Origin of the sequence: Bartonella sp. 11B, assembly GCF_002022625.1 — a bacterium.
GTDB classification, from domain to species: domain Bacteria; phylum Pseudomonadota; class Alphaproteobacteria; order Rhizobiales; family Rhizobiaceae; genus Bartonella; species Bartonella rochalimae.
The window spans coordinates 93,171-117,274 of record NZ_CP019783.1 but is presented as its reverse complement, the minus strand read 5'-3'; the positions used below and the strand labels follow the sequence as shown (position 1 = coordinate 117,274).

Genomic DNA, 24,104 nt, shown 5'->3' with positions numbered 1-24,104 from the left:
TATACAGTTCATTGTTTTTATCATAAAAGCTTTTATTGTGTTTACAATCTACTTTATAAAGCTATAGTCTCTCAGAAAAAGAGAGACTATAGTGTGTATGCGACTGCGACGTTGATATATTAAAAGAAATCCTTCTGCTTGCAATTGCAAAGGATGAAAGCTTAAGAAGCAGATCAAGGAATAATTAAAAATTGACTTTTTACCAATTTATCTTGTTATAAGGCAAAATTTTTCAGGAGATTACGCAGCGTAAACAGCATTATTTCCTTCATCAATCTCATTTTTAAAATCGCATTTCGACTTTTTATCGAGGTGTTTTTCTATTAAGTTTATTGCTTCTGTTTCGGTGAGATTATTGATAATAGCAATTTCACGGGCCATACGATCGAGAGCAATAGCGTAGAGTTGACGTTCTGAATAAGATTGCTCAGGTTGTAGAGCTGAACGAAATAGATCGCGAACAACTTCAGCAATAGAAATAATATTTCCTGAATTAATTTTAGTATCATATTCTTGAGCACGTCGTGACCACATAGTGCGTTTAATGCGTGCTTTTCCTTGAAGAATTTTAAAAGCACGATTCACAGAATCAACTGTAGATAATTTGCGCATTCCAGTAGAAAGAGCTTTTGCAACGGGCACTTTTACATCCATTTTATCTTTAGCAAAGTGGATTACAAAAAGTTTTAATTTATGTCCTGCAACTTCTTGTTCTTCAATCGCCATAATTTGACCTACTCCATGGGTAGGGTAAACGATATACTCAGAAGTTGAAAAATCTTCAGCACTGAAAGAGGTATTTCGCGGGGGTGCCATATTTTAGTTTACTCCCTTTATGGCCAATAATAATATTGGCAAACGGATTAAATGCTTTAAAGCTAAATATCTTTAGAGTTGAGCGTTGAAGCTAAGTACTTTAAGGCCAAAAAAATGCTTAGCAAAATAGTTATGTTAAGACTTTGTTAACATAAAAATTCAAAAGAATCAATCATTTCTCTTAAGAATTTTGTATACCCATACAATGGTTTAAACTTTTGGAAAGATCTTTTGTTGAGAAGATGAGGTATTATTCGCCATTTCCTGGATTTTCTGAAAAACATTTTTCTAGTTTATTGGGAATACCATCCATTTCTTTTGCTTGGGGAAGTGGATCTTTTTTTGTCATTAAATTAGGCCATTTCTTTGCATAACGGAGATTGAGTTCTAGCCATTTTTCGAGTCCTGGTTCAGTATCTGGTTTAATCGCTTCAGCTGGGCATTCTGGCTCGCAGACACCACAATCGATGCATTCATCAGGGTGAATAACAAGCATGTTTTCACCTTCATAAAAACAGTCAACAGGACAAACTTCAACGCAATCAGTATATTTGCACTGAATACAATTGTCAGTTACAACGTAGGTCAAGATCAAACTCCATTTTCTGTCTTAGTGATCTTTAAAAAGGGTTTATAAGCGTGCGTCTTTATCACGTTTAAGTTGATCACGCAGCACAGCCAATTTTGCAAAAGGTGAATTGGAATCATGATTTTGTGTTCGCGATGATTTATTGTGTAAGGAAGCCGTTTTCTTTTTATTATATTTATAAGAATGTTGAGTTTTTAAAGGTTTTTCTTGAGAAATTTTATAGGGTGTATTGCTTCCTGGGGTGGAAGTTTTTTGGCTCTTCTCTTGCCATTTTTGTTGAGAGCTATTACGCTTCCGATTATGTTGTGTTTGTTGAAAATGATAATGCCATAATAAAATAGTTTTATTTTCTGCTTTATTTTGTATGTGTTTGGCAAAATCACCAACGGGTTCAGCTTTTGGTAGACAATCTGTAGCACAAGAGTGCTGTTCAAGAGAAGAAACCGTTTTTATTTCGGCTTGGGGTGTGTTGGAGTGTTGTATTGTTTTCCAAAGATCACCTACACATTCTGCTTCAGGAAACAGTGTCCTTGTTTTTGAGCCATTATGCGCCAAATCTTGGTGGGCGAGATTTTGTGTAAGCACAGAATTATCGTAACGATTCGATCGATAACCAAGTCCTTTAAGAATTTCCTCCATATCAGTCTCATTGGCTCCAAGAGTAGACATCATCGCTGGAGTCACAAAAAAACTTTTACCATCATAGGCGCCGTCTGGTTTTGGCTCTAATCCTGGTTTCCAATGGAGTGCAGGGCGAATAAGATTGGCAAGACGTTCTAGAATATCAATACGTACGGCACGTTTGCCTAGAACTTGATAACCCGCTAAACGATAAAATGTGGGGTTATATGTTGGGTCCGCAACAAATGAAGTTCGTCCGTTGTTCAAAGCAGCTAATATTTCATTTAATCCTGTTTGATCACTGTCTTTATTTTGGAGACACCAAAGCAGTGTGAGTGCTTGGATCGGTGCTGGTTTGAGCATTCCCATAACATAGATATTAAAAGCACCGAAGCGAATGCCGAGCTGTCGAAGATTTCCCCGTGCTTCTTGGTCAAGATTTTTAACCATTTTGGCAACACTACGACGGGGTAAAATGCCTAAAGAATCGAAAAGTTGTGAAGCAAGTTTAGCTGTTGAATCTGTCAAATGATCAGCATTGCGTAAATCTAAGAGCGGTTTTAAAATTGTTTCAAAATGAAAGATTACAAAACGCTCTAATCGCGCTATTACTTGATCACGAGGTTCGCCTGTTAGTTGTGCATCTGCTAAGAGAAGAACTTTGGGCTTTAAAATATCTGTTGTTGCAATGAGTTGTCCGACAGGTTGACCAATCCAGCGAATAATCCCATCGGAACTGAGTGTAAAATCCCCATTAGCGGCAGCACAAAAACGTGTTGCACGTTTCGTAAAGGCAGCAATTAAACTTTCGTTATTGATATTGTTTTGTTCATCAGTTTCTTTATCTGTATCTGTGTTGCCTTTATTGATATAAAAACGAAACCCCTCAAATCTACCACTTCCACTTTTTTCAATAAGAACATCATCCTTTTGAATAATTTCGCTCTCCATGATCATTTTCTTTCTCAAAGTTTTATGGGGTAAAAGGTTATTCTTAATAAGACCATTTTGCATTCTCTTTAGCATTTTAGCATGTTTATTATGCTTGCTTCAATGTGTTCTTATTGTCTTTTTGTAGGTATTTTAATTTTCGATATTGTCTTATCAAGACAACTATACAACTTTTAATTGTAAATATAGGCAATAATGTTAAAATTTCTCTCTTATTTCACAATTAAAGTGAGTGATAAAAGACACTAATTTCTCTTTTATTTATCCTTTTTAATTTTTTTTCTTCATTTAATTATGTGGTGAAAGCAAGCATTTGCAGGCATTTGCTGTGTAAAAACCTATGCGTGAAGAAATAAGTTGTGTCGTCAAAATAAAAAAACAATTGCGATTGTAAAAATACACGTTAAAGTAGTATTCGTAATAATAAACAACTTTAAAGTTTATTAGAGCAAATAATGATGTTGTTGTCAAAACAACTTAGAAAATAATTTTAATCGCAAGGGATTATTATGAGTAGTCATTCACATGTTGTGTATAAAAGCAGTAAAAATTATAATAATACTGACACAAGTTTGGGTCGCAATATGATGCGTTCTGCGAAGCAGGCGCCCTATCTTGAACGAAAAAAGGAGCATGATTTAGCACTGCGATGGAAAAATAAACGTGATGATAATGCTATGCATCAAATTGCAGCGGCTCATATGCGTTTAGTTATTTCAATTGCTAGCCGTTTTAAACGTTTTAAAATGCCCTTAGGTGATTTAGTTCAAGAAGGATATGTGGGACTCTTAGAAGCAGCTGCGCGTTTTGATCCTGATCGTGGAGTACGTTTTTCCACCTATGCGACATGGTGGATAAGGGCTTCTATTCAAGATTATATTTTACGGAACTGGTCAATTGTTCGGGGAGGAACGAGTTCTTCGCAAAAAGCACTCTTCTTTAATCTTCGACGTTTGCGTGCTAAATTAGCGCAAGATGATAATACTTTGACCAAACAAGAAATTTTTCGTGCGATTTCTGAAAAGCTTGGGGTTTCAGTGAATGATGTTGAAAAAATGGATTTCCGTTTTTCTGGGACGGATAATTCATTAAGTCTTTCTATTTCTGAGAACGGTGAAACTCCAATTGCTAAAATGGATTCTTTAATAGATGATCATCCTCTCCCTGATTCTGTGATTGAGCAAGCAATTGATGGGCAACGGCGGGCACAATGGCTTCATGAGGCTTTACAAATTCTCAATGAACGAGAACTCGAAATTATTCGTTTTCGCCGCTTAAATGAAGAGGGCACAACCTTAGAAGTGCTTGGTAAAAAATTGGGGATTTCAAAAGAACGTGTACGCCAAATTGAAGCGCGGGCTTTGCAAAAACTTCGGTGTGCTTTGTTAACAGTGAATTCTGCAGAAGTTTATCAAGTATAGGATAAGTATTCGGTGCTTCTTTGAAAAAAATTAAAATTATCATTGTTGAATGAGGAAGCAAAAATATTTTTCTGCATTCATTCAGAAATGATTTTAACATATGAGCTTTCAAGAAGAGTTTGTGTTGGTGACAGTCCATTAATCACCCGAAAGAGTTTTTCTTTGTGTGGTGTATCTTGCATTTTATCCGAAAGGCTTAAAATTGTATCTTTCTGTTCAACGCGGACGATATGAATCTTTAAAGGGGGTAATTTCCTCAGCTCTTGAGGAGAAAGGGTGTGAAAACTTTCGGTTGTATTTTTTGCGATAGCTTCAAAATTTTTGGAATGATGAGGGGCAGCTGTTAGAAAGCGGAAAACACGATTTTTGATGGGAATAACAACTATATCAAATTGCCATTGTTTATTAGTCGCATGGGCATGGGCTGCAGGTAAGCCTTGAATTATTATCGGTTGAACAGAGGTTTCATCAAGTCCAGAAACCCAACCGCTTTTCAAGTAATCGCTTGCAGATATGTTTGTTGGAAAAGGGATGGCATCAAAACGAATAGCAATTTTATCTGGACCACTTGCAATGACAGCTGGAGAAGAATTGTTTATGGTAAAATTGGTTGGAACTGAGAAAGTGACGCCCCATTTTGGATGGACAAATTTATTCTCTCGTATATATCCTTTTTCAGGGTTATCTCCAAAAATCATGTTATCAAGGCTCTTAAGAAAGGTATCACGATCAGTGTTTTTAGTCTTAGGATCAGATGCGCTTATTTTATATGCTTTATTAATAGCTAGGCGAATTCGTTGTGGGGTTGTAGGATGGTGGGATAAAAAGTCTAATGAATCATTCGTTGTTCCGGAGATGTTGCGAAAAGCTTTATAAGCTTCCATGGATTGCAAAAAGCGTGGAAAAGCAAATGCATCATATCCAGCATGATGGAGCATTTCAATTCCAATGGCATCAGCTTCAAGTTCCTGATTCTTTGAAAATTGAGCCAGAGTTTGTTCTGTTTTTACAGTGTTGTGCAATTTCATGTCAGAGGATAATTCAACATGTGAGGACGTGTTGTTCGTGTATTTCAATTCTACTTTTTTTTGTAGGCGTAAGATACCATGATTAGCCGTAATATGCGCTATTTCATGTGCTAAGACAGCAGCGACTTCTGAAGAGTCATTAGCAAGTGCTAGCATTCCACGGGTTACATAAATATAGCCACCAGGTAACGCAAATGCATTTACATGGGCTGAGTTTAAAATTGTAACATGATAGGTTTGATTGGGGTTGTGTGAAACGGCAACGAGTTTTCCTATAATTTTTGCTAACATACGCTCAAGTTTTGGATTATTATATTCCTGACCATAAGTTTTTAAAATGCGGGGATGTTGTGTAGCACCCAATGTGGCATAAACATCATTGTTGTTGGAATGAGTCGTTTTTATAGGGAAATCTAAAGGATGTAAGTGATTATTCCCTTTAAATTTTATTTGGCATGCGACAAGGAAAAGAGAGAAGCTTACGAAAAATATTCTATAAATTGTGTGGTAAGAAAAGAATTTTTTTGGAAAAAATCTGAATCCTTGAATCATTGCTTTTTTCATTTTTTATTATTTCAACTTTCAGCTTTAAGATTTTGTTTGCATTTTATATTAAAGAATTTTTATAAGGATTCTTGAGATGTTTTCATGATTATAATCTATAGCAGTAATATATTAAAGGACGTTTTATACAAGGCATAATATGGCATGAAAACATTTACAATATTATTAAATGGCGACATTTGCGTTACGCAACGTTTACGTGATCAAATTCGTAACAGTCGCGTCATTGCTGCTGATGGGGGGATACGTCATGCTGAAGTATTATGCGTTGTCCCCGAATTGTGGTTAGGGGATTTTGATTCTTCTGAGCAGGATTTATTGCAGAAATATAGCCATATTGCACAGGAATTTTTTCCTTCTGATAAAGACGCAACCGATAGCGCATTAGCTTGTGAGCGCGCTTTACAGGAAGGTGCTCAACGACTTATTTTATGTGGTGCTTTTGGAGGAGAAAGAAGTGATCATACTTTATCTCATATGACTCAAGCAATAGCAATGGCAGAGAAAGGCATTTCAGTGTTATTGACCAGTGGTTGTGAAGAAGGATGGCCAATCATATCAAACTCTTTTTCTTGTGATTTGCCGAATGGATGCTTGTTTAGTATTATTGGATTTTCTGATTTACAAGGTTTAACAATGTCAGGGGTTAAATGGCCATTGTTAGACAAAAATGTACCTTTTGGATCTTCTTTAACACTCTCTAACCGTATTTGTGGAACTTTTTATTGTTATTTGTATTCTGGTAAAGCTATATTATTAGCGTCTATACCTGTTTCATAGAGTCTTTTTGTCTGTGTAAGGCAAGTCGTTTATATGTATGAGATAAGTAAAAAAGCAGGAGCAGGAAAATCAGGGGGACTGATATAATAGTATAACGTGATTTTAGACTTTAAAGTAGAAAAAGAAAAGTAGAAAAAGAAAGGGTTTAATATGTTAAAACCAGTTTTTACAATGGCAGTTATTGCAGCTGTTGGGTTGAGTTCAACAGCATGTACAATGTCTGAACGAAAAATTACAGAATATGGTGTTGGAGGTGCTGCATTGGGTGCTTTAGCTGGTGCAGCGCTTGATGGTGGAAAACTTGGCGCAGTAACGACAGGTGCGGCTGTTGGTGCTATTGCAGGAACCGTAACAGGTGTTGCTGCAGTTCAAAGAAAAAATCAAAAGAAAATGGTACAACAGCAAGTGATTCAACAGTCTGGCTTATGCACCTATCGTGATGGAAAAGGGTATGTGTATAAAGCACCTTGTACTCATCAGACACCACATCAGATACCACAATTGTGCACTTATACTGATCAAAGAGGACAACGTTATCAGGCTCCTTGCCATTAATCATGTGAATGGCTATTCCACTTCTGCGGCTTGATCGTATTTTCTTAACCTTTGGAGGGCATCCTTTACTCGATCAGGTGAGTTTATCAATTGGTCAAGGTGAGCGTATAGCTCTTGTGGGCCGTAATGGGTGTGGAAAATCGACGCTTTTAAAAATTGCTGCTGGATTATTAGAGCCGAGTGGAGGCGAGGTTTTTCGCCACCCTCTGGCGACGGTCCATTATGTGTCGCAAAACCCTGATTTTTCAGGATTTGATGATGTTAATGCTTATATACAAGCTGGTTTAAATGAGACTCACGATAGGCAGTGGGTCAACACTCTTTTGGGGAATTTTGGTTTTTCGGGTACAGAAAAAGGAAAAACCCTTTCTGGAGGAGAAAAACGTCGTCTCTCATTATTACAAGCAATTGCAGTGCAACCCGATATTTTGTTGTTGGATGAACCAACCAATCATCTTGATTTACCAACGATCGAATGGTTAGAGGGTATGTTATGTTCTTTACGATCAGCGATTGTGGTTATTTCGCACGATCGGAGGTTTTTGGAAACGGTGACGCGTTCAACAGTTTGGATTGATAGGGGCACAGCTAAAAGGGTTGAAAAGCCTTTTTCTGAATTTGAAAAATGGCGTGATAAAGTGCTCGAGGAAGAAGCGCGTGATCAGCATAAATTGAACCGTCAGATTGAACGAGAAGAACAATGGTTGCGTTATGGAGTTACTGCACGACGTAAGCGCAATGTACGGCGATTAGGAGCGTTAAAGGAATTGCGTCAGCGTTCTCAGACCTATAAAGGACCTCTCGGAAATGCCTCATTTGAGGCGTCTAAAAGTCAAGAATCTGGGCAACTTGTGTTGGAAGCGAGGAAGATTTCAAAATCTTATGGGGATCGTATTCTCGTTAAGGATTTTTCATGGCGTCTTCAACGGGGGGACAGGGTAGGCTTGGTTGGCCGAAATGGTATTGGAAAAACGACATTGCTTTCTGTTTTAATAGGGCAGGAGCCTGCGGATCATGGAATCATAAAGCGGGGATATAATTTATCGATGGCCTTGCTTGATCAACAGCGTACTGTCAATGAAGAAGAAACATTAGCGCAGTATTTAACGGGAGGCAGAGGCGATACTCTTTTAATTAATGGGCAAGAGAAACACGTTGTTTCTTATATGAAAGATTTTTTATTTTTACCAGAACAAGCACGCACGCCGCTGAAGGAGTTGTCAGGCGGTGAAAGAGCGTGTTTAATGTTGGCACGTCTTTTGTCCCAACCTGCAAATTTTTTGATTTTAGATGAGCCCACCAATGATCTTGATATGGAAACACTTGATCTTTTACAAGAATTTATTGCTGATTTTCCTGGAACAGTTTTGCTGGTAAGTCATGATAGAGATTTTTTAGATCGAACTGTATCTCATATTTTAGCGCCTCAAGGGGATGGTCATTGGATCTTATATGCTGGGGGCTATAGTGATATGGAGGTGCAAATAAAAAAAGCTGCGCTTCCTTTGCGTAAAGAGTCGCAAAAATTAACAACTCTGGAGCAGAAAAAACAAACATCATTACGTACAAAAACAGCACCCCGTAAATTATCCTATAAGCAAACATACGCTTTGGAAAAATTACCGGAACAGATTACTGTTTTGCAGAATGAAATCAAGAAAATTGAAGATTCTCTTTCTGATCCAGCGCTTTATTGTTGTGACAAAAATCGTTTTGAAGATTTATCCATAGCACTGGAAGAGAAGAAAAAGCTCTGTGCGCAAAAAGAAGAAGAATGGTTAGAACTTGAGCTTTTACGTGAAGAAATAGAACAAAAATGTCTCACTGATTAAGTCATCCCCAGGGCGTCTTTATAAAGTTGGATTACTGCTTCTTCTTCAATTCGTTGGTGATCTTCTTTTTTGCGGAGTCTTATGATGCTGCGGACTGCTTTACTGTCAAAACCAGATCCTTTAAGCTCCGTATACACATCTTTGATGTCATCAGAAATTGTTTTTTTTTCTTCTTCTAACCGTTCAATCCGTTCGATAAAACTACGCAGTTGATTAACGGATATAGCTTGTGTGGTATCAATCACATCGCTCATCGTATTCTCTCCGAATATATATTGTTTATTGGACTGTTGATAATAAACCCTTATTGGGGATGCCTTAAGAAGGGGTAGAGAGTCAAGCTCTACGTTTTTTTTAATCTATTGATTTTAATTTTTTGTATAAACGAGTTGTCTACATTGAGATAAAGAGATCAAGGAGTAAAAAAGAGATAGAAAGAAATATATAGAGTGCTATAATTTTGAAAAAAGAGAAAAATGGATATTTTATTTTCAATATTTGCCTTGTGAAAGTGAACTTATGAATTTTAAAACGAAGATAAGGAGCAAGGACTGTGCTAAAAGAGTTTAGAGTTTTGTTCTTCAATATTCTTTTTTTCTTCTCTGCTTTTGAGTGTGCGAAAGCTGATTTTCGCGTTTGTAATACAACGCAAGAGTCTGTCGGTATTGCTATTGGCTATCGTACAGTTTCAAATTGGGTTACTGAAGGTTGGTGGATTGTTCCAACAACAGAGTGTAAAACTTTGATCGATGGCCCCCTTGCATCACGATTTTATTATTTATATTTCGAAAACACGCGAAAAAAAGGGAGTGGGGTAGGGAAAGTTATGATGTGTGTCCAAGATAGCCAATTTACGATTGAAGGTATTCATAATTGTTTTGTAAGAGGGTTTCAAAGAGCTGAGTTTGAAGAAATTGATACCGGTGATCAAACCAATTGGATGGTGCAGCTGACCGATAAGCCTGTATCGCACGATTCAAGTGTACTCAAACCCACCCCTATATCTAACGCTTCACCATCTAAGGCGGCTACATCTGTGCCCCTGTTTGTCCCTTCTGCTGAGCCTCTTTCTTCACCTGTATCTATTCCTGTTCCTACACTTGCACCTTCAAAACCGTCATCTTCATCATAAAATATATCGTTGCATAAAGTGTCAGTCGCTTTTTTCTTGCTGATATTTGGATCTGTTTTCATGAATGACAAACTTTTTAAAGCTACGATAAAAAGCTTAATTCTTAAATATGAAAGAGTGTTAAAGGAAATAAAGTCTTTTCTCTTGGTTGAGAGGAGGCTCACTGGGTCCTTTGTTTATGTGTTAGTACGGTCGTTTAAGGATCCAGATAAGCATATATTTTGTTTTATTCCTGTAGAGAAGATTCCTCTTTATTGTTTTTGAGTAATTGATAGGTGATCTTTTCAATTCTTTTCGTTGTTTCTGTTATAATTTTATCCATCATACAGTCTTTTTTCTTATTTTCTTCGAGAAGAGCTTTATAACTTTCTTGTAATTTTTTATTTTCTCGTTTTATTTCTTCCATTTCATCTATGATCATAATACCGGCCATAAGGGAGAGACGCTGATCACCAATTTCCCCAAAGTTTTTTTTAAGATGTGCAATATATTGATCCAATTTAGCAGCGAGCTGAATGAGATATTCTTCTTGCCCTGCATCGCAGGCCATACGGTAAGTTTTGCCATCAATCGTGACAGAAACGGTTTCCATTTTTTAAACCTTTATCGATCAACTACAACACGAATTGTTTCCATAACTTTAATCAGACGTTTAGAAACGTCCTTATTGATTATGGTCAATCGTTCCGTCTGCGCTTCGGATTTATCAAGTTCTTGAGCAAGACGACTACGATCCGCATTCATTCGTTGAATTTCTTCTTCCCATTCGTTGCTTTTATCAATAATAGTATTGTGATTGATAACAGCAACTTCTAAATTTCTGAGTGCTTTTTCCAATTGTTCTAGAGCTTGTGGTAAAATAACAGTCTCTTGATTCATAATGAGTGCATTCCTTAACAGTCATTTATGCAAAAACGAATCACTTATATTCTTTTTGCATCTTTTTCATTTTTAAAGATATAGGCTATTTTAGCAAGCAAAGCAGAAGATTGATGTGAATTAAAAACTGGATTATTTGACATTATAGGCAGAAGTGTGGTGTGCATAAGGATGATAAGGAAGGATGTTCTTTTAGTTGATATGAGGTATAGGTGCAAAGTGTGCGCGTATTTTAAGAATTAACCGGCATAAGAACGGCATAAAGAATGATTAAGATAAAAGTAAATTTTACAAAAAAGTGGTCTATTATTTATGACAAATAACGAACAACAAAATCAAATGGCCCATGCCATTCGTTTTCTTGCTATTGATGCAATTGAAGCTGCTCATTCTGGTCATCCCGGTTTACCAATGGGAGCTGCGGATATTGTTACTGTTCTTTACACAAAATTTTTAGCCTATGATCCTAAAAATCCACATTGGCCTAACCGTGATCGCTTTGTTTTATCTGCAGGGCATGGGTCAATGTTACTGTATGCTCTCTTGTATCTTTCTGGTTACGAGGATGTCTCTTGTGAGGATTTGCGCAATTTTCGCCAAATAGGATCTAAGCTCGCCGGTCATCCAGAATATGGACATGTCGCTGGGGTTGAAACAACAACTGGTCCTCTCGGTCAGGGGCTTGCGAATGCTGTCGGAATGGCATTGGGAGAACGCTTGCTCAATGCCCGTTTTGGGGAGTTAATTTGCCATTATACTTATGCTCTTGTGGGAGATGGGTGTTTAATGGAAGGGATTTCTCAAGAAGCGATAACCTTAGCAGGACATTTAAAACTCAATAAGCTGATTGTGTTTTGGGATGATAACGATATTTCGATCGATGGGGCTATTTCATTAACCGATAGTACAGATCAAATAGCGCGTTTTAAAGCATCTGGCTGGAATACTATCAAAGTGAATGGGCACAACCAGGCTGCTTTAACGCGGGCTATTGAAGCGGCACAAGCTTCTTGTAAACCGACGTTAATTGCTTGTAAAACAACGATTGGTTTTGGAGCGCCTAATAAAGGTGGAACGAATAAGGTTCATGGCTCTCCTTTAGGAGCAGAAGAAATTGATGCAACCCGTAAAGCTTTGGGGTGGGAAGAAGAACCCTTCGTTGTGCCGGCTGATATTCTTGATAGTTGGCGTTTGGCTGGTTTGAATGCTGCAAAAAAACGAAAAAAATGGGAAGAGAAATTTCTTGCTTTATCTGTTGCAGAGCGGGTTGAGTTTGAGCGATTGATGCGTGGTGATCTAATCGGAAATTTTGAAAATGCTGTTGATGCTTATAAACAAAAATTGACTGTTGAATGCCCTGCTGTTGCAACCCGTAAGGCCTCTGAAATGGCGCTCGAAGTTATCAATGAGGTTGTTGAGGAAACAATTGGTGGTTCTGCTGATCTTACTGGATCTAATAATACCAAAACAAGTCAGATGAAAGCTATCTCTGCAGAGGATTTTTCAGGACGCTACCTCCATTATGGAATTCGTGAACATGCTATGGGTGCGATGATGAATGGTCTTGCACTTTATGGTGGTTTTATTCCTTATGGTGGGACCTTTTTATGTTTTTCAGACTATATGCGTCCTGCAATGCGCCTGTCGTCTCTTATGGGATTGCGGGTTATTTATGTCATGACCCACGATTCAATTGGTTTGGGTGAGGATGGTCCTACCCATCAGCCAGTAGAACATTTAGCAACATTACGTGCGTTGCCGAATCATTTTGTTTTCCGGCCAGCGGATGCTGTTGAAACACTCGAATGTTGGCAATTGGCTTTAAAATCAAGAAAAACACCTTCTACTTTGGCTTTAAGTCGGCAAAATTTACCTCTTGTCCGTCAAGAATATATAAAAGAAAATCTCTGTATGTTTGGGGCATATGAATTATTAACAGCCAGTGATGATGCTCAAGTTACACTCTTTGCTTCTGGTTCAGAGGTGCATATTGTTGTCAAAGCGCACTCTGTTTTAGAAGAAAGTGGGATTCCAACACGGGTGGTTTCTGTCCCTTGCTTTGAATTATTTGCACAACAATCTGCTGCGTATCAAAAGGCACTCATTGGTGATGCTCCAATTAAAATTGCTGTTGAAGCAGCTATTCAACAAGGGTGGGAGCGCTTTATTGGCTGTGATGGAGTCTTTGTTGGAATGGAGGGATTTGGAGTCAGTGGGCCAGGTGATGCCCTCTATGGGCATTTTGGCATTACCTGTGAGGCTGTAGTGGCAATTGTTAAAGAAAAACTTGAAGAGATTAATAAGGAAGTGATGATATGAGTGTTCGCGTTGCAATTAATGGATTTGGACGGATTGGACGTAATATTTTACGGGCTGTCGTTGAAAAAAAACGCCAAGATATTCAGATTGTGGCGCTTAATGATTTAGGATCGGTGGAAGCAAATGCGCACTTATTGCGCTACGATTCCGTTCATGGGCGTTTTCCTGCTCCTGTGAAGGTGGTGGGGGATAGTTTGGATGTTGGATGTGGTGCGATTAAAGTGATCGCTGAACGTGATCCGGCACAATTGCCGTGGAAGTCTTTAGATATTGATATTGTTCTCGAATGTACGGGGCGTTTTACAGCGCGTGATAAGGCGTGTCTTCATTTAGATGCAGGGGCAAAGCGTGTTTTGGTTTCTGCACCTTCTGAAGGGGCTGATTTAACCGTAGTGTATGGAGTCAATCATCAGGCATTGAGCAAAGAGCATCGTGTTGTTTCGAATGCTTCTTGTACAACGAATTGCTTGGCTCCCGTTGCACAAGTGCTCCATCAAGCAATTGGAATCGAAAAGGGGTTTATGACAACGATTCATTCCTATACCGGTGATCAGCCTGTTTTAGATACAATGCATAAAGATCTTTATCGTTCGCGTGCTGCAGCTCTTTCTATGATTCCCACATCAACAGGAGCTGCTAAAGCAGTGGGATTAGTTTTACCAGAACTAAATGGTTTGTTAGATGGTGTGTCACTGCGGGTTCCAACACCCAATGTTTCTGTTGTGGATTTAACGTTTACTGCTAAGCGTTCTACGACTGTTGAAGAAATTAATGCGGCTATTCGGATGGCTGCTGAAGGATCTCTAAAAGGAATTTTGGATTATACAGAGGAAAAACTTGTGAGTAGTGACTTTAATCATGATCCACATTCAGCAATTTTTCAGAATGATCAAACCAAAGTGATTGATGGAACATTGTGTCGCGTTTTGGTTTGGTACGACAATGAGTGGGGTTTTTCAAATCGGATGAGTGATACGGCTGTTGCTTTTGCCAAAACATTGTGAAAGAAGGATTTTTGATCCTTGTTGTCGCATAAAAAAGAGGGTGTTTTGAAAAAAATCTGATGTTTTTGAGGAGCATCAAAAAATATTTTAGCGCAAGAAAAATGGTGAAGGAGTGCTATGAAGGCTTTGAATATATAAAGAACTGATGAACAGTGAGCTAAAAGTGCACGCCAAAGGAAAGAAGAGTGTTTTCAAGGATAAAGAAGAAGAGAAAACAGTTATGGAATTTCAGACACTCGATGATGTTGATGTAACAGGAAAACGCGTGCTGGTGCGGGTGGATTTTAATGTCCCTATATTGAACGGGAAAGTGTGTGATGCAACCCGGATTGAAGGCCATAAAGACACACTTGTTGAACTTCAAAAGCGTGGGGCTAAGGTTATTATCCTGTCTCATTGTGGTCGTCCCAAAGGACAAGTTGTTCCAGAATTTACCGTGCGTTCTGTCGTTGAGGTGCTCGAAAAAATCATAAATCAGTCGGTTTTATTTGCAAGTGATTGTATAGGGGAGGTCGCTCAAAAAGCAGTCAATACAGTACAAGAGGGGCAAATTCTTTTGCTTGAAAATGTGCGGTTTTATCCGGGAGAAGAAAAGAATGATCCTTCTTTTGCTCAAGCTTTAGCGCACAATGGGGACCTTTATGTGAATGACGCTTTTTCTGTTTCTCATCGTGCTCATGCTTCAGTAGAAGGGATTACACATCTCTTACCTTCTTACGCAGGGAGGGCGTTGCAGAAAGAATTGCGGGCATTAGAAAAGGGTTTGGATCGTCCGATGCACCCAGTGGTAGCGGTTGTTGGAGGGGCTAAGGTTTCTAGTAAGCTTTTTGTTCTTAATCATTTGGTTGAAAAGGTTGATTATTTGGTTATTGGCGGTGGTATGGCCAATAGTTTTCTAGCAGCACAAGGTGTTTCTGTTGGTCAATCATTGTGTGAAAAAACGCTGATGACAACAATAAAAGAAATCATTGAGAAAGCACAGAAAAATCACTGTACACTCCTTTTACCTTTGGATGTCATTGTTGGATTTCATTTCGCAAAAGAAACACCGCATCAGTGTTATGCTCTTGAGGATATTCCTGAAGAAGGAATGATCTTGGATATTGGTCCTCGTTCTATTGCACATATTCAAGCAGCAATTGATAAGGCAAAAACGCTTGTCTGGAATGGTCCACTTGGTGTTTTTGAAATGTCTCCCTTCGATCAGGGAACGGTGACAGTTGCACGGTATGTTGCAGAACGCAGTCAGCAGGGACAATTGGTATCCATTGCTGGAGGAGGAGATACAGTTTTTGCGTTAAATCACGCAGGTGTTGCCAATGATTTTACCTATCTTTCAACAGCAGGTGGGGCGTTTTTAGAATGGATGGAAGGGAAAGGTCTTCCTGGAATTCTCGCTCTTCAGCATGTATGAAGGGAAAAGCATCCGATGACTTCAGCAAATGGGCTGATCGGTTATTGATTTTATAGCGTGGAAAAAGAGGAGCTTGATTATGAGTGAGCGTCTTGAAGATATTGCAGTTTCTCTGGTTCGTCCGGGAAAAGGCATTTTAGCAGCCGATGAAAGTACAGCAACGATTGGAAAACGATTCCAAACCATTGGTGTCGAATCTACCGAAGAAAATCGTCGGGCTTATCGTGAAATGTTGTTTTCAGCAAAAGAAGCAATGGAAATGGCTATTTCTGGTGTGATTTTATTTGATGAAACAATTCGTCAAAAAGCATCAACAGGGCAAATGTTAACAGATCTCATTCGTCATACTGGTGCTGTGCCAGGCATTAAAGTTGATACAGGGGCTAAGCCTTTGTCTGCTTTTCCTCAGGAAACAATTACAGAAGGATTGGATGGTCTGCGTGAGCGATTGAAGGATTATTATGCGTTGGGTGCGCGTTTTGCTAAGTGGCGTGCGGTGATTGCAATTGATGAACATTCTTTGCCAACAAGGGGTGCAATCAATCAAAATGCTCAAGCTTTGGCACGCTATGCTGCTTTGTGTCAGGAAGTTGGACTCGTGCCAATTGTGGAGCCTGAAGTTTTGATGGATGGTCCGTCGCGTCAGCATTCAATTGCTCGCTGTTTTGAAGTAACACAAACAGTTTTAAAAAGAGTCTTTGAAGAATTATTTCAAGCACGTGTTCTTTTGGAAGGCATGATTTTAAAACCTAATATGGTTATTGATGGCAAGGATGCACGCAAGGCTTCCGTTGATGAAGTCGCTGAAAAGACAGTTCGTGTTCTAAAACAAACTGTTCCTGCTGCTGTTCCAGGAATTGCTTTCCTTTCTGGAGGGCAATCCGATGAAGAAGCAACAGCGCATTTGTCTGCTATGAATAGTTTTGGTTTATTGCCTTGGAAATTGACTTTTTCTTATGGACGTGCGCTACAAGCTGCAGCTTTGAAAGCATGGGGTGGAAAAGCCGAACAAAGCGCTGCGGCACAAAAGGCTTTTTATCATCGTGCGCGCATGAACCATTTGGCGGCTTTAGGACAGTGGACAAAAGAACAAGAACAGTCTTGTGCATAATGAAAAATAAAGGAGAAGATAAAAACAAATTTTAGATTGTCTTCAATCCCTGTCCTTTATGATGGAAATGATAGACAGGGGTTTTAGATGTATAATTTTTCCTTCTTCTCAAGGGGTGTATTCTTTAGTAAATACCCTTCTTCGTGGTTTGAGCAGTATTGATCGGGGGAATTTATCTGACCGAAACAGCACTGATACAATCCGTTGCGTATAAAGAGAAGGCTGCAAGACCGTAAGAGTAGTTTTGAGAGTTTAAAAGAGAATAGTCTCTTTATTTGTCCTTTATCCTTTTTATTGCATATTGAGGAGAGGAGACCATGCTGGGTCAGAGGCATCATTTGGAGTGGGCAAGAGGCGTTCATTGCGTCCGGTAATATCAATTGTGTAAATTTTTGAGCCTTCTCCTGGATTTTGACGAAAGAACATCAGTACTCGGCCATTGGGTGCCCATGTAGGACCTTCATTATGGAAACCTGTTGTTAAAATGCGCTCGCCTTTTCCATCAGGATGCATCACGCCAATGGAAAATTGACCCTGAAATTGTTTTGTGAACGCAATATAATCCCCGCGCGGAGACCAAATAGGTGTGGAATAGCTTCCTTCATTAGAAGAAATACGTTGGAGATCACTGCCGTCTACGTTCATCGTATAAATTTGTGGTTTTCCATTCCGATCAGAGGAAAAAACAATTTTAGTGCCATCTGGTGAATAAGAGGCTGATGTATCAATCGCTTGGGTTGCTGTTAAACGGGTCATTTTCCGTGTGCGTAAATCCATCGTATATAAATTAGCACTTCCATTGTTTTGTAACAAACTCATAATCACCTTTTGTCCATTCGGAGAAAAGCGGGGAGCAATGGTCATGTTATCAAAACTTCCAATCAATTCTCTTTGTCCTACTTCCATTTGCTGGAGATAAACATGAGGTGTTTTGTTTTTCCCATAAGCCATATAAGTGATTTCTTGTCGCTTAGGAGAAAAACGTGGCGTAAGGATAAGTTCACTGCCATCGGAAAGATAGATTAAATTTGCTCCATCTTGATCCATAATTGCTAAACGTTTGATACGCGCATTCTGTGGTCCTGTTTCATCAATAAAGACAATGCGGGTATCAAAATAGCCCTTTTCACCTGTCATTTGGCTATAAATTTCATCTGCAATCATATGGGCAACACGGCGCCAGCGTTCCGTTGCTGTATAAAAGCGTTGTCCTTTGATTTGTCGCTTGCCTGCAACGTCCCATAAACGGAAATCAACTTTAAGCCGTCCATCTGTTTCTCTATAAATTTTTCCTGTGACTAATCCTTGAGCGTTTATTTTTTTCCAATCAGGAAAGTTTGGTTGTTGATCGGGATTAGGTGTTATTTCAGGAAAAGAAGATTTCTGCAGGGGAAAAAAAAGGCCTGATCTTTCGAGATCTGCTGCAACGACAGCTGCAATTTTAATGCCTAATGAATCGTGAGAAACAAAATCCGCGACGGCAATGGGAATGGGGTTAAAATCAGCCTTTGCAATCGTGCCTTTCAGCTGTGCATATGAAGATGAAAAACCGGAAAACCATAAATATACACTGAAAAAAAACAAGGAAGAAATTATACGTTTTATCACAGTCATGTGGTCTTCATCCTTTCTTTATATAAAAACTGTTGTTTTATGGTGCTGTTTCTTGAAAAGGATCAACATTAAAATCAAAGCCTTGTCCCCATAAATTATATTGATCACGGGGAAGATTTTCATAGGGTTGGCACGAAAAAACAGCAGCATAAACTTGTTGTGTCATGATAGCAAGCTGACTTTCTTCACCTTTGAGAGGATCGATCTTTGGTTCGCCTATCACATTTCCATTATTATTTAAATAAAATTGTAAACGCACAACAGGGCGATTGTTCAACTTCCCTCCGATAGCAACAAGTTTGAGCTTTTGTTGAATACAGGTGCCTACAATATTAACGAGTGTTTGTGCTTTTTTTTCGGAATCACCAATATTTTTTTGCGCACCTAAAGCTTCTGGTTTGTTGGAACGTTTTGCACCTCCCCCTTGGGTTTTTGCACGATTAATAAGCTGTGTTTTTTCCATTGCTAAAATGTCTTCAATCGTTTGTTCTCCTTTGGGAGGAGATTTTTGTGCCTTTTGAAGATGAGAAGGGTCAACCGGCTTTTCCTTTGGTTTAAACGATGGGACAGGAATAGTGTCTGGAAGCGTCATTGTTGGTGTTGATTCATGAGGGCTTTCCTCAGTAAGTTCTTCTAGTATTTTCTCAAGAGGATCTTCGGGCTTTGTTTGTTCTAAAGCTGTAGGAGGAACTGTTTGGTCTGTTGATTCCGGTTCTTGTGGCGGTGTTTTCACTTCATTTTTTGTCAGTTCTGGTACTGGGTGGAATAAGGCTTCTGTTTCTGTTGTTGTCAAATTTTGCGTTTTTAGGGATGTTTCAGGGATATCCGATGCATCTTGTTGTCCAAAAGAAGAAGGTGTTGCATCTATAGATTGCACTTTTTCTTTTGGCTGAAAGGGCGCTTGAAGATCCATCGTTCCTTCACCAAAATGACGCGCATCTTTTTTTTCTTGTGGTTGCGTCGTTGGTTTGGGAGCAGAGTCTTCAAGAGGAGGAGCGTTCGATGAGCCTTCTTGAACAGCAAGCTCTTGGTCAAGAGAAGATAAAGTAATCGGAGCCATTTCTAAGGGGTGTTGCATGAAAGGAGAAGAGGGAGTGAAGTGTATTATTCCCCAGCTGAAAAGAATGAAATGCAGTGCAAATGATAAAGTTAAACTTTTCTTCATGCCGTGATGAGAGCCTTTTTCCATTTGTATGCCTTGCTGTTTTGTTTTTTACTCTTGCAAGGAGTTTTGAGATAGATAATGCAACAGTTTATAGAGAATTTTATTGTCCTAAACTGGCCAAAGCAACCTGCGAAAAACCTGCTTTTTGAATATGTGCTAAAAGTTGCAAAACTTGTTGATATTCAACAGTTTTGGCGGCACGGACAAAAATACGTTTGTTCTTTTGCTTAGGATCCTCGGCTAAGAGGGCTTTGAGGTGATCAATCAAAGCTTCTTTTGTATCGTAGTAGTTTTGATTGATAGCTAAACGCCCTTGGGCATCAAGCGAAACCGTTAAGGGGGTGCTTTCCATTTGCACGGGTCCTGCTTGGCTGTGGGGGAGATCAAGAGGAACACCGTTTACCAAAAGAGGAGCGGATACCATAAAAATAATCAGTAAAACGAGAATAACATCGACAAAAGGTGTAACGTTAATTTCGCTCATTAAAGAAGTGCGTGAACGGCGCCGTCTACGTGTCGTTTTGTGAGCGGAAGAAGCAACAGAGAGTCCCATAGCACACCTCTTTATAAGGATGAATTGTTGGATGTTGTTTCATCAATTCGCCGTGACAAAATTGTCGAAAATTCATCAGCAAAATTTTCTATTTTTGCTATAATCTGCCCACTTTCACTTGTCAATTTATTGTAAGCAATAACAGCGGGAATGGCCGCAAACAAACCAATGGCAGTGGCTAAAAGTGCTTCTGCAATGCCTGGAGCTACAATTGCTAGCGATGTATTTTGAGAGGCAGAAATAGAAAGAAACGAATTCATAATTCCAACAACGGTTCCAAATAAACCAATGAAAGGACCTGCAGATCCGAGAGTTGCTAAAAAGCCTAATCGTGATTCTATTTTTACACTTTCACGGCCTAAGGTTAGATCCATTGCTTTATCAATTCTAGATTGGAGGCTTAAGGGTGTGGGCAATCCTTTTGAGAGTGACTTTTTCCATTCCGTCATTGCGGCAAGAAAAACAATTGACATACTATTATTTCGTTGACTTTTATAGGTGCTGTAAAGGTCGTCTAAAGATTGTCCTGACCAAAAATTTCGCTCAAAATGGTGGATATCACGCCGTATTCGTCGATAAGAAACGATCTTATCAAAAATAATAGCCCAGCTCCATATAGAGGCAAAGATTAACCCAAGCATAACAGCTTTTACAATCCAATTGGCTTGCATAAATAGGCTTAATATTCCTATTGTTTCTGGACTTGCAAATTCTACTTGTGCCATGATCTTTTAACCTCTTTAATGAAAGATTCATTTCTTTACAGTCCATTACAGCATATTGTTTTATAGTTTCTAAATTTGACAAAACAAAGTTGCGTTTTTTTAACAAAAATGTCTAAAAAGTTTCTTTATTTTCTTCCAAGAGCAGTTTACCCTTTAAGGACTTCTGATCCAAGATTGCTTTTTAAAAGAGCAGAGGAGAGATTCTTAGGTAAACGGCGCGGTTTTGCTTCTTGATTAATGAGGGCAATTTCAACTTTTGCTTTAATTAAGGTCATTTCATTGCGCAAAATGATCTGATTCATAAAAAAGCGCGCCCCTTGAATGCTTTGCAGGGATGTTTTGATAGTCAAAAGATCATCAAGCGTGGCTGGTTTGGAAAAGGTGATGTCCATATGACGGACGACGAAAAATAATTTCTCCCCTTGGCTATCCGAGAGTAATTCATTGTTGTTAAATCCCATATCACGCAGAAATTCTGAACGTCCTCTTTCTAAAAACTCAAGGTAACGTGCATGATAAACAACACCGGAAAAATCCGTATCAGCCACATAAATTCGTGCTTGAAGAGTATGAGAAGAGGAAGAAGGTGATTGTGTTAAAGGTGTGGTTTTATTCATTGTCTTGCTCCCACAGAGAAGATTGAGAAGACGTCTTCGTTGATGAAGAAACCTTTTTGATTGATTCTGCTGTTGTGGGAGGACAAAGTCTTAAATGTGTCCAGGCTTTTTCTGTTAAAATCCTCCCACGTGCTGTTCGTTGAATAAAGCCTTGTTGAAGCAAGTAAGGTTCGATAATATCTTCAATTGCATCACGCGGTTCTGAAAGAGCCGCAGCAATTGTTTCAATCCCAACCGGCCCTCCTAAAAAAGTTTGCGCAATGAGGATGAGATAACGGCGGTCTAAAGGATCAAGGCCAAGATGATCAACTTCAAGACGTGAAAGAGCTGCATCAGCAATTGTATGATCAATTTTTTCAGCCTTTTTGACTAAAGCAAAATCACAGACACGTCGTAAAAGACGCCCTGCAATTCTGGGGGTCCCACGGGAACGGCGCGCAATCTCATGAGCGCCATCATCACTGATCTGAACTGAAAAAAGACGCGCATTGCGTTGAACAATGTATTCTAATTCCTCTATGGTATAAAAATTTAATCGGATGGGAATGCCAAAACGATCCCGTAAAGGGGTGGTCAGTAATCCTAAACGTGTTGTTGCTGCAACTAAGGTAAATTTAGCTAAGTCAATTTTGACTGAACGAGCCGCAGGACCTTCACCAATGATAAGATCAAGTTGATAATCTTCCATGGCCGGATATAAAATCTCTTCGATAGCCGGGTTTAAACGATGAATTTCATCAATAAAAAGAACATCTCGCTCTTCTAGATTGGTTAAAAGAGCTGCCAAATCACCTGCTTTGGCAATGACAGGTCCTGAAGTCGAACGAAAATTAACACCTAATTCCTTTGCCATAATTTGTGAAAGTGTTGTTTTTCCTAAACCAGGAGGTCCAACAAATAAGACATGATCTAAGGCTTCATGTCGTGTCCGCGCTGCTTCAATAAAAATTTTTAAATTCGCACGGGCAGCTTCTTGACCAATAAAATCATCTAGGGTTTGAGGCCTTAAGGAGCGATCCGGATCGTTAGGAAGAGGGATAGATCCGAGAAGGCGGTGAGAATCATCTTTATGCATTATGCATTGTTCCCTTGATTTTGTGAGGAAAGAAGTTTGAGACTATGGCGCACAAGAAGTGCTGAGGAAATCGTTTCTCCTTTAAGAGCAGAAACGGCCGAAGCTAAAGCTGTGGCCGCTTTTTCATGATCAAAACCAAGCTTGATTAACGCTAATAAAGCATCGTTGGTTGGCTGATACTCCTCTTCTGAAGAAAAAGTCAAAGAAGACGAGAAAGCAAGATTCTTATTGTCTTCTTTAGAAAATTGAAGCGTTTTGTTTTTGAGTTCGCTTACAATTCTTTCGCTGACTTTTTTGCCAACGCCTGGAGTACGACTGATCGTCGCAATATCGTTGAGGGTAATTGCTTGGGTGAGCTCATTAACGGATAAGGATCCTAAAATTGCCAATGCAACTTTTGCGCCAACACCCGGGACATTTTGTAAAAGGCAAAACCATTCTTGTTCAGATTTTGTTGCAAAGCCAAAAAGCCGAATCGCTTCTTCACGGACATGGGTTTCGATGAATAAACTGAGACTTTCACCTATGGCTGGTAAAGAAGAGTGAAGGCGGTTAGGGATAAAAATAATATATCCAACACCCTGCACATCGAGAATAATGTGATCGCTAAAAATATGTTCAAGAATGCCTTTGAGTTTCCCAATCATGCGCTTGCCTTTAAACGGTTAGAGGGACTTGTGTGTTGAGGACTATGGCAAATGGCAAGGGCTAGGGGCGTATTGCGTTTTCCAATCCTGCGCTTGCCTGTAGAGGGGTCAGAAGAATGTGTGTGTTGAGCGCTGTGGCAAATGGCAAGGGCTAGGGGTGTGTTGCGTTTCCCAATCATGCGCTTGCCTTTAGGCGGTAAGAAGGATTTGTGTGGTGAGCACTATGGCAAATAGCAAGGGCTAGGGCATCGGCTGCATCACTGCTATCAAATTCAGCTCGAGGGAGAAGAATTTTCACCATCATGTGAATTTGCTCTTTCTCTCCATGTCCCACACCAATAACTGATTTTTTGACTTTATTCGGAGCATATTCGGAAATAGGAAGACCTTCTTGAGCAGGAACAAGGAGTGCAATGGCACGGGCTTGACCAAGTTTTAAAGTGGCCGCAGCATTTTTATTGACAAAAACATGTTCAACAGCTGCTTCATGGGGCATAAATTGATGGACAACTTTTGAAAGCCCTTCATAAAGTTCACATAGTCTAGAAGCAAGATCATTCTGCGCATTAGAGTGAAGTGTTCCCGATGCTACAAAATGGAGATGATTGCCGCATAGGTCAATCACCCCCCATCCTGTACGTCGAAGTCCAGGATCAATTCCTATGATGCGAATCGTGTCTACCATAAAATCC

General features: G+C 39.3%; 24 protein-coding genes and 1 pseudogene. 8 read left to right on the top strand and 17 right to left on the bottom strand.

What is annotated here, in order from left to right; genetic code table 11:
- Positions 1-240 precede the first annotated feature (240 nt).
- From Bho11B_RS00575 to Bho11B_RS00565, 3 genes are all read right to left on the bottom strand, one after another.
- Positions 241-816 carry a CarD family transcriptional regulator gene (locus Bho11B_RS00575; protein WP_035006527.1) on the bottom strand — a complete coding sequence of 192 codons (576 nt, stop codon included), beginning with the start codon at positions 814-816 and terminating at the stop codon, positions 241-243.
- A gap of 250 nt (positions 817-1,066) precedes the next feature.
- On the bottom strand, positions 1,067-1,405 hold the full coding sequence (gene fdxA / locus Bho11B_RS00570) for a ferredoxin FdxA (RefSeq protein ID WP_035006529.1): 339 nt from the start codon (positions 1,403-1,405) through the stop codon (positions 1,067-1,069).
- A 42-nt stretch (positions 1,406-1,447) separates the two neighbouring features.
- Positions 1,448-2,983, bottom strand: a complete 1,536-nt coding sequence (locus tag Bho11B_RS00565) for a hypothetical protein (protein WP_172802085.1) — start codon at positions 2,981-2,983, stop codon at positions 1,448-1,450.
- Positions 2,984-3,486: 503 nt separating this feature from the next.
- Between Bho11B_RS00565 and Bho11B_RS00560 the strand changes: the two genes are divergently transcribed.
- On the top strand, positions 3,487-4,398 hold the full coding sequence (locus Bho11B_RS00560; protein ID WP_078674011.1) for an RNA polymerase factor sigma-32: 912 nt from the start codon (positions 3,487-3,489) through the stop codon (positions 4,396-4,398).
- 77 nt (positions 4,399-4,475) lie between these two features.
- Here Bho11B_RS00560 and Bho11B_RS00555 read toward each other — a convergent pair whose 3' ends face one another.
- Positions 4,476-5,978 (bottom strand): M48 family metalloprotease, encoded by a 1,503-nt coding sequence (locus Bho11B_RS00555; protein WP_078674125.1) that lies wholly within the window; start codon positions 5,976-5,978, stop codon positions 4,476-4,478.
- 156 nt (positions 5,979-6,134) lie between these two features.
- Between Bho11B_RS00555 and Bho11B_RS00550 the strand changes: the two genes are divergently transcribed.
- Entirely contained in the window at positions 6,135-6,770 is a 636-nt protein-coding gene (locus Bho11B_RS00550) for a thiamine diphosphokinase (RefSeq protein WP_035006532.1), read from the top strand.
- 334 nt (positions 6,771-7,104) lie between these two features.
- Here the strand turns inward: Bho11B_RS00550 and Bho11B_RS07350 are convergent, their stop codons facing one another.
- The gene (locus Bho11B_RS07350) at positions 7,105-7,329 is read right to left on the bottom strand and encodes a GvpL/GvpF family gas vesicle protein (RefSeq protein WP_153300835.1); all 225 of its coding nucleotides are present in this window, start codon (positions 7,327-7,329) and stop codon (positions 7,105-7,107) included.
- 4 nt (positions 7,330-7,333) lie between these two features.
- On the opposite strand from Bho11B_RS07350, the gene Bho11B_RS00540 reads away from it, so the two are divergent.
- On the top strand, positions 7,334-9,157 hold the full coding sequence (locus Bho11B_RS00540) for an ABC-F family ATP-binding cassette domain-containing protein (RefSeq protein WP_078674010.1): 1,824 nt from the start codon (positions 7,334-7,336) through the stop codon (positions 9,155-9,157).
- Here the strand turns inward: Bho11B_RS00540 and Bho11B_RS00535 are convergent.
- Positions 9,154-9,411, bottom strand: a complete 258-nt coding sequence (locus tag Bho11B_RS00535) for a DUF2312 domain-containing protein (protein ID WP_035006538.1) — start codon at positions 9,409-9,411, stop codon at positions 9,154-9,156. The genes Bho11B_RS00540 and Bho11B_RS00535 overlap by 4 nt on opposite strands.
- 299 nt (positions 9,412-9,710) lie before the next feature.
- Here Bho11B_RS00535 and Bho11B_RS00530 point away from each other — a divergent pair.
- Positions 9,711-10,175: pseudogene (locus tag Bho11B_RS00530) on the top strand (DUF1036 domain-containing protein); the annotation flags it as partial.
- Between the two features lie 340 nt (positions 10,176-10,515).
- Here Bho11B_RS00530 and Bho11B_RS00525 read toward each other — a convergent pair.
- Both Bho11B_RS00525 and Bho11B_RS00520 read right to left on the bottom strand, forming a co-directional pair.
- Positions 10,516-10,881: a cell division protein ZapA gene (locus tag Bho11B_RS00525; RefSeq protein ID WP_078674008.1), complete on the bottom strand. Its 366-nt coding sequence runs from the start codon at positions 10,879-10,881 to the stop codon at positions 10,516-10,518.
- A gap of 11 nt (positions 10,882-10,892) precedes the next feature.
- A complete protein-coding gene (locus Bho11B_RS00520; protein ID WP_035006542.1) occupies positions 10,893-11,168 on the bottom strand; it encodes a DUF4164 domain-containing protein in 276 nt (91 codons plus the stop codon).
- A 312-nt stretch (positions 11,169-11,480) separates the two neighbouring features.
- On the opposite strand from Bho11B_RS00520, the gene tkt reads away from it, so the two are divergent.
- From tkt to Bho11B_RS00500, 4 genes are all read left to right on the top strand, one after another.
- The gene (gene tkt / locus Bho11B_RS00515; RefSeq protein WP_035006544.1) at positions 11,481-13,487 is read left to right on the top strand and encodes a transketolase; all 2,007 of its coding nucleotides are present in this window, start codon (positions 11,481-11,483) and stop codon (positions 13,485-13,487) included.
- Positions 13,484-14,491, top strand: coding sequence for a type I glyceraldehyde-3-phosphate dehydrogenase (gene gap / locus Bho11B_RS00510; RefSeq protein WP_078674007.1), 1,008 nt, complete (start codon positions 13,484-13,486; stop codon positions 14,489-14,491). Before tkt ends, gap begins: the two co-directional genes overlap by 4 nt.
- Before the next feature lie 220 nt (positions 14,492-14,711).
- Positions 14,712-15,905, top strand: coding sequence for a phosphoglycerate kinase (pgk, locus tag Bho11B_RS00505; RefSeq protein WP_035006782.1), 1,194 nt, complete (start codon positions 14,712-14,714; stop codon positions 15,903-15,905).
- Positions 15,906-15,984: 79 nt separating this feature from the next.
- Positions 15,985-17,016 (top strand): class I fructose-bisphosphate aldolase, encoded by a 1,032-nt coding sequence (locus tag Bho11B_RS00500; protein WP_035006547.1) that lies wholly within the window; start codon positions 15,985-15,987, stop codon positions 17,014-17,016.
- A gap of 291 nt (positions 17,017-17,307) precedes the next feature.
- Here the strand turns inward: Bho11B_RS00500 and tolB are convergent, their stop codons facing one another.
- The 9 genes from tolB to ruvC form a co-directional block, all read right to left on the bottom strand.
- The gene (gene tolB / locus Bho11B_RS00495; RefSeq protein WP_035006548.1) at positions 17,308-18,630 is read right to left on the bottom strand and encodes a Tol-Pal system beta propeller repeat protein TolB; all 1,323 of its coding nucleotides are present in this window, start codon (positions 18,628-18,630) and stop codon (positions 17,308-17,310) included.
- A 37-nt stretch (positions 18,631-18,667) separates the two neighbouring features.
- On the bottom strand, positions 18,668-19,819 hold the full coding sequence (locus tag Bho11B_RS00490) for a cell envelope biogenesis protein TolA (RefSeq protein WP_078674006.1): 1,152 nt from the start codon (positions 19,817-19,819) through the stop codon (positions 18,668-18,670).
- A 76-nt stretch (positions 19,820-19,895) separates the two neighbouring features.
- The gene (tolR, locus tag Bho11B_RS00485) at positions 19,896-20,348 is read right to left on the bottom strand and encodes a protein TolR (RefSeq protein ID WP_078674005.1); all 453 of its coding nucleotides are present in this window, start codon (positions 20,346-20,348) and stop codon (positions 19,896-19,898) included.
- 11 nt (positions 20,349-20,359) lie between these two features.
- On the bottom strand, positions 20,360-21,073 hold the full coding sequence (gene tolQ / locus Bho11B_RS00480) for a protein TolQ (RefSeq protein ID WP_035006551.1): 714 nt from the start codon (positions 21,071-21,073) through the stop codon (positions 20,360-20,362).
- A gap of 146 nt (positions 21,074-21,219) precedes the next feature.
- On the bottom strand, positions 21,220-21,690 hold the full coding sequence (gene ybgC / locus Bho11B_RS00475) for a tol-pal system-associated acyl-CoA thioesterase (RefSeq protein ID WP_051668860.1): 471 nt from the start codon (positions 21,688-21,690) through the stop codon (positions 21,220-21,222).
- A complete protein-coding gene (gene ruvB, locus Bho11B_RS00470) occupies positions 21,683-22,765 on the bottom strand; it encodes a Holliday junction branch migration DNA helicase RuvB (RefSeq protein WP_035006552.1) in 1,083 nt (360 codons plus the stop codon). Before ruvB ends, ybgC begins: the two co-directional genes overlap by 8 nt.
- On the bottom strand, positions 22,765-23,412 hold the full coding sequence (gene ruvA, locus Bho11B_RS00465) for a Holliday junction branch migration protein RuvA (RefSeq protein ID WP_035006553.1): 648 nt from the start codon (positions 23,410-23,412) through the stop codon (positions 22,765-22,767). The genes ruvB and ruvA overlap by 1 nt, the downstream gene beginning before the upstream one ends.
- Positions 23,409-23,591: a hypothetical protein gene (locus tag Bho11B_RS00460; RefSeq protein WP_078674004.1), complete on the bottom strand. Its 183-nt coding sequence runs from the start codon at positions 23,589-23,591 to the stop codon at positions 23,409-23,411. Before Bho11B_RS00460 ends, ruvA begins: the two co-directional genes overlap by 4 nt.
- The gene (gene ruvC, locus Bho11B_RS00455) at positions 23,588-24,097 is read right to left on the bottom strand and encodes a crossover junction endodeoxyribonuclease RuvC (RefSeq protein ID WP_078674124.1); all 510 of its coding nucleotides are present in this window, start codon (positions 24,095-24,097) and stop codon (positions 23,588-23,590) included. The genes Bho11B_RS00460 and ruvC overlap by 4 nt, the downstream gene beginning before the upstream one ends.
- Positions 24,098-24,104 lie beyond the last annotated feature (7 nt).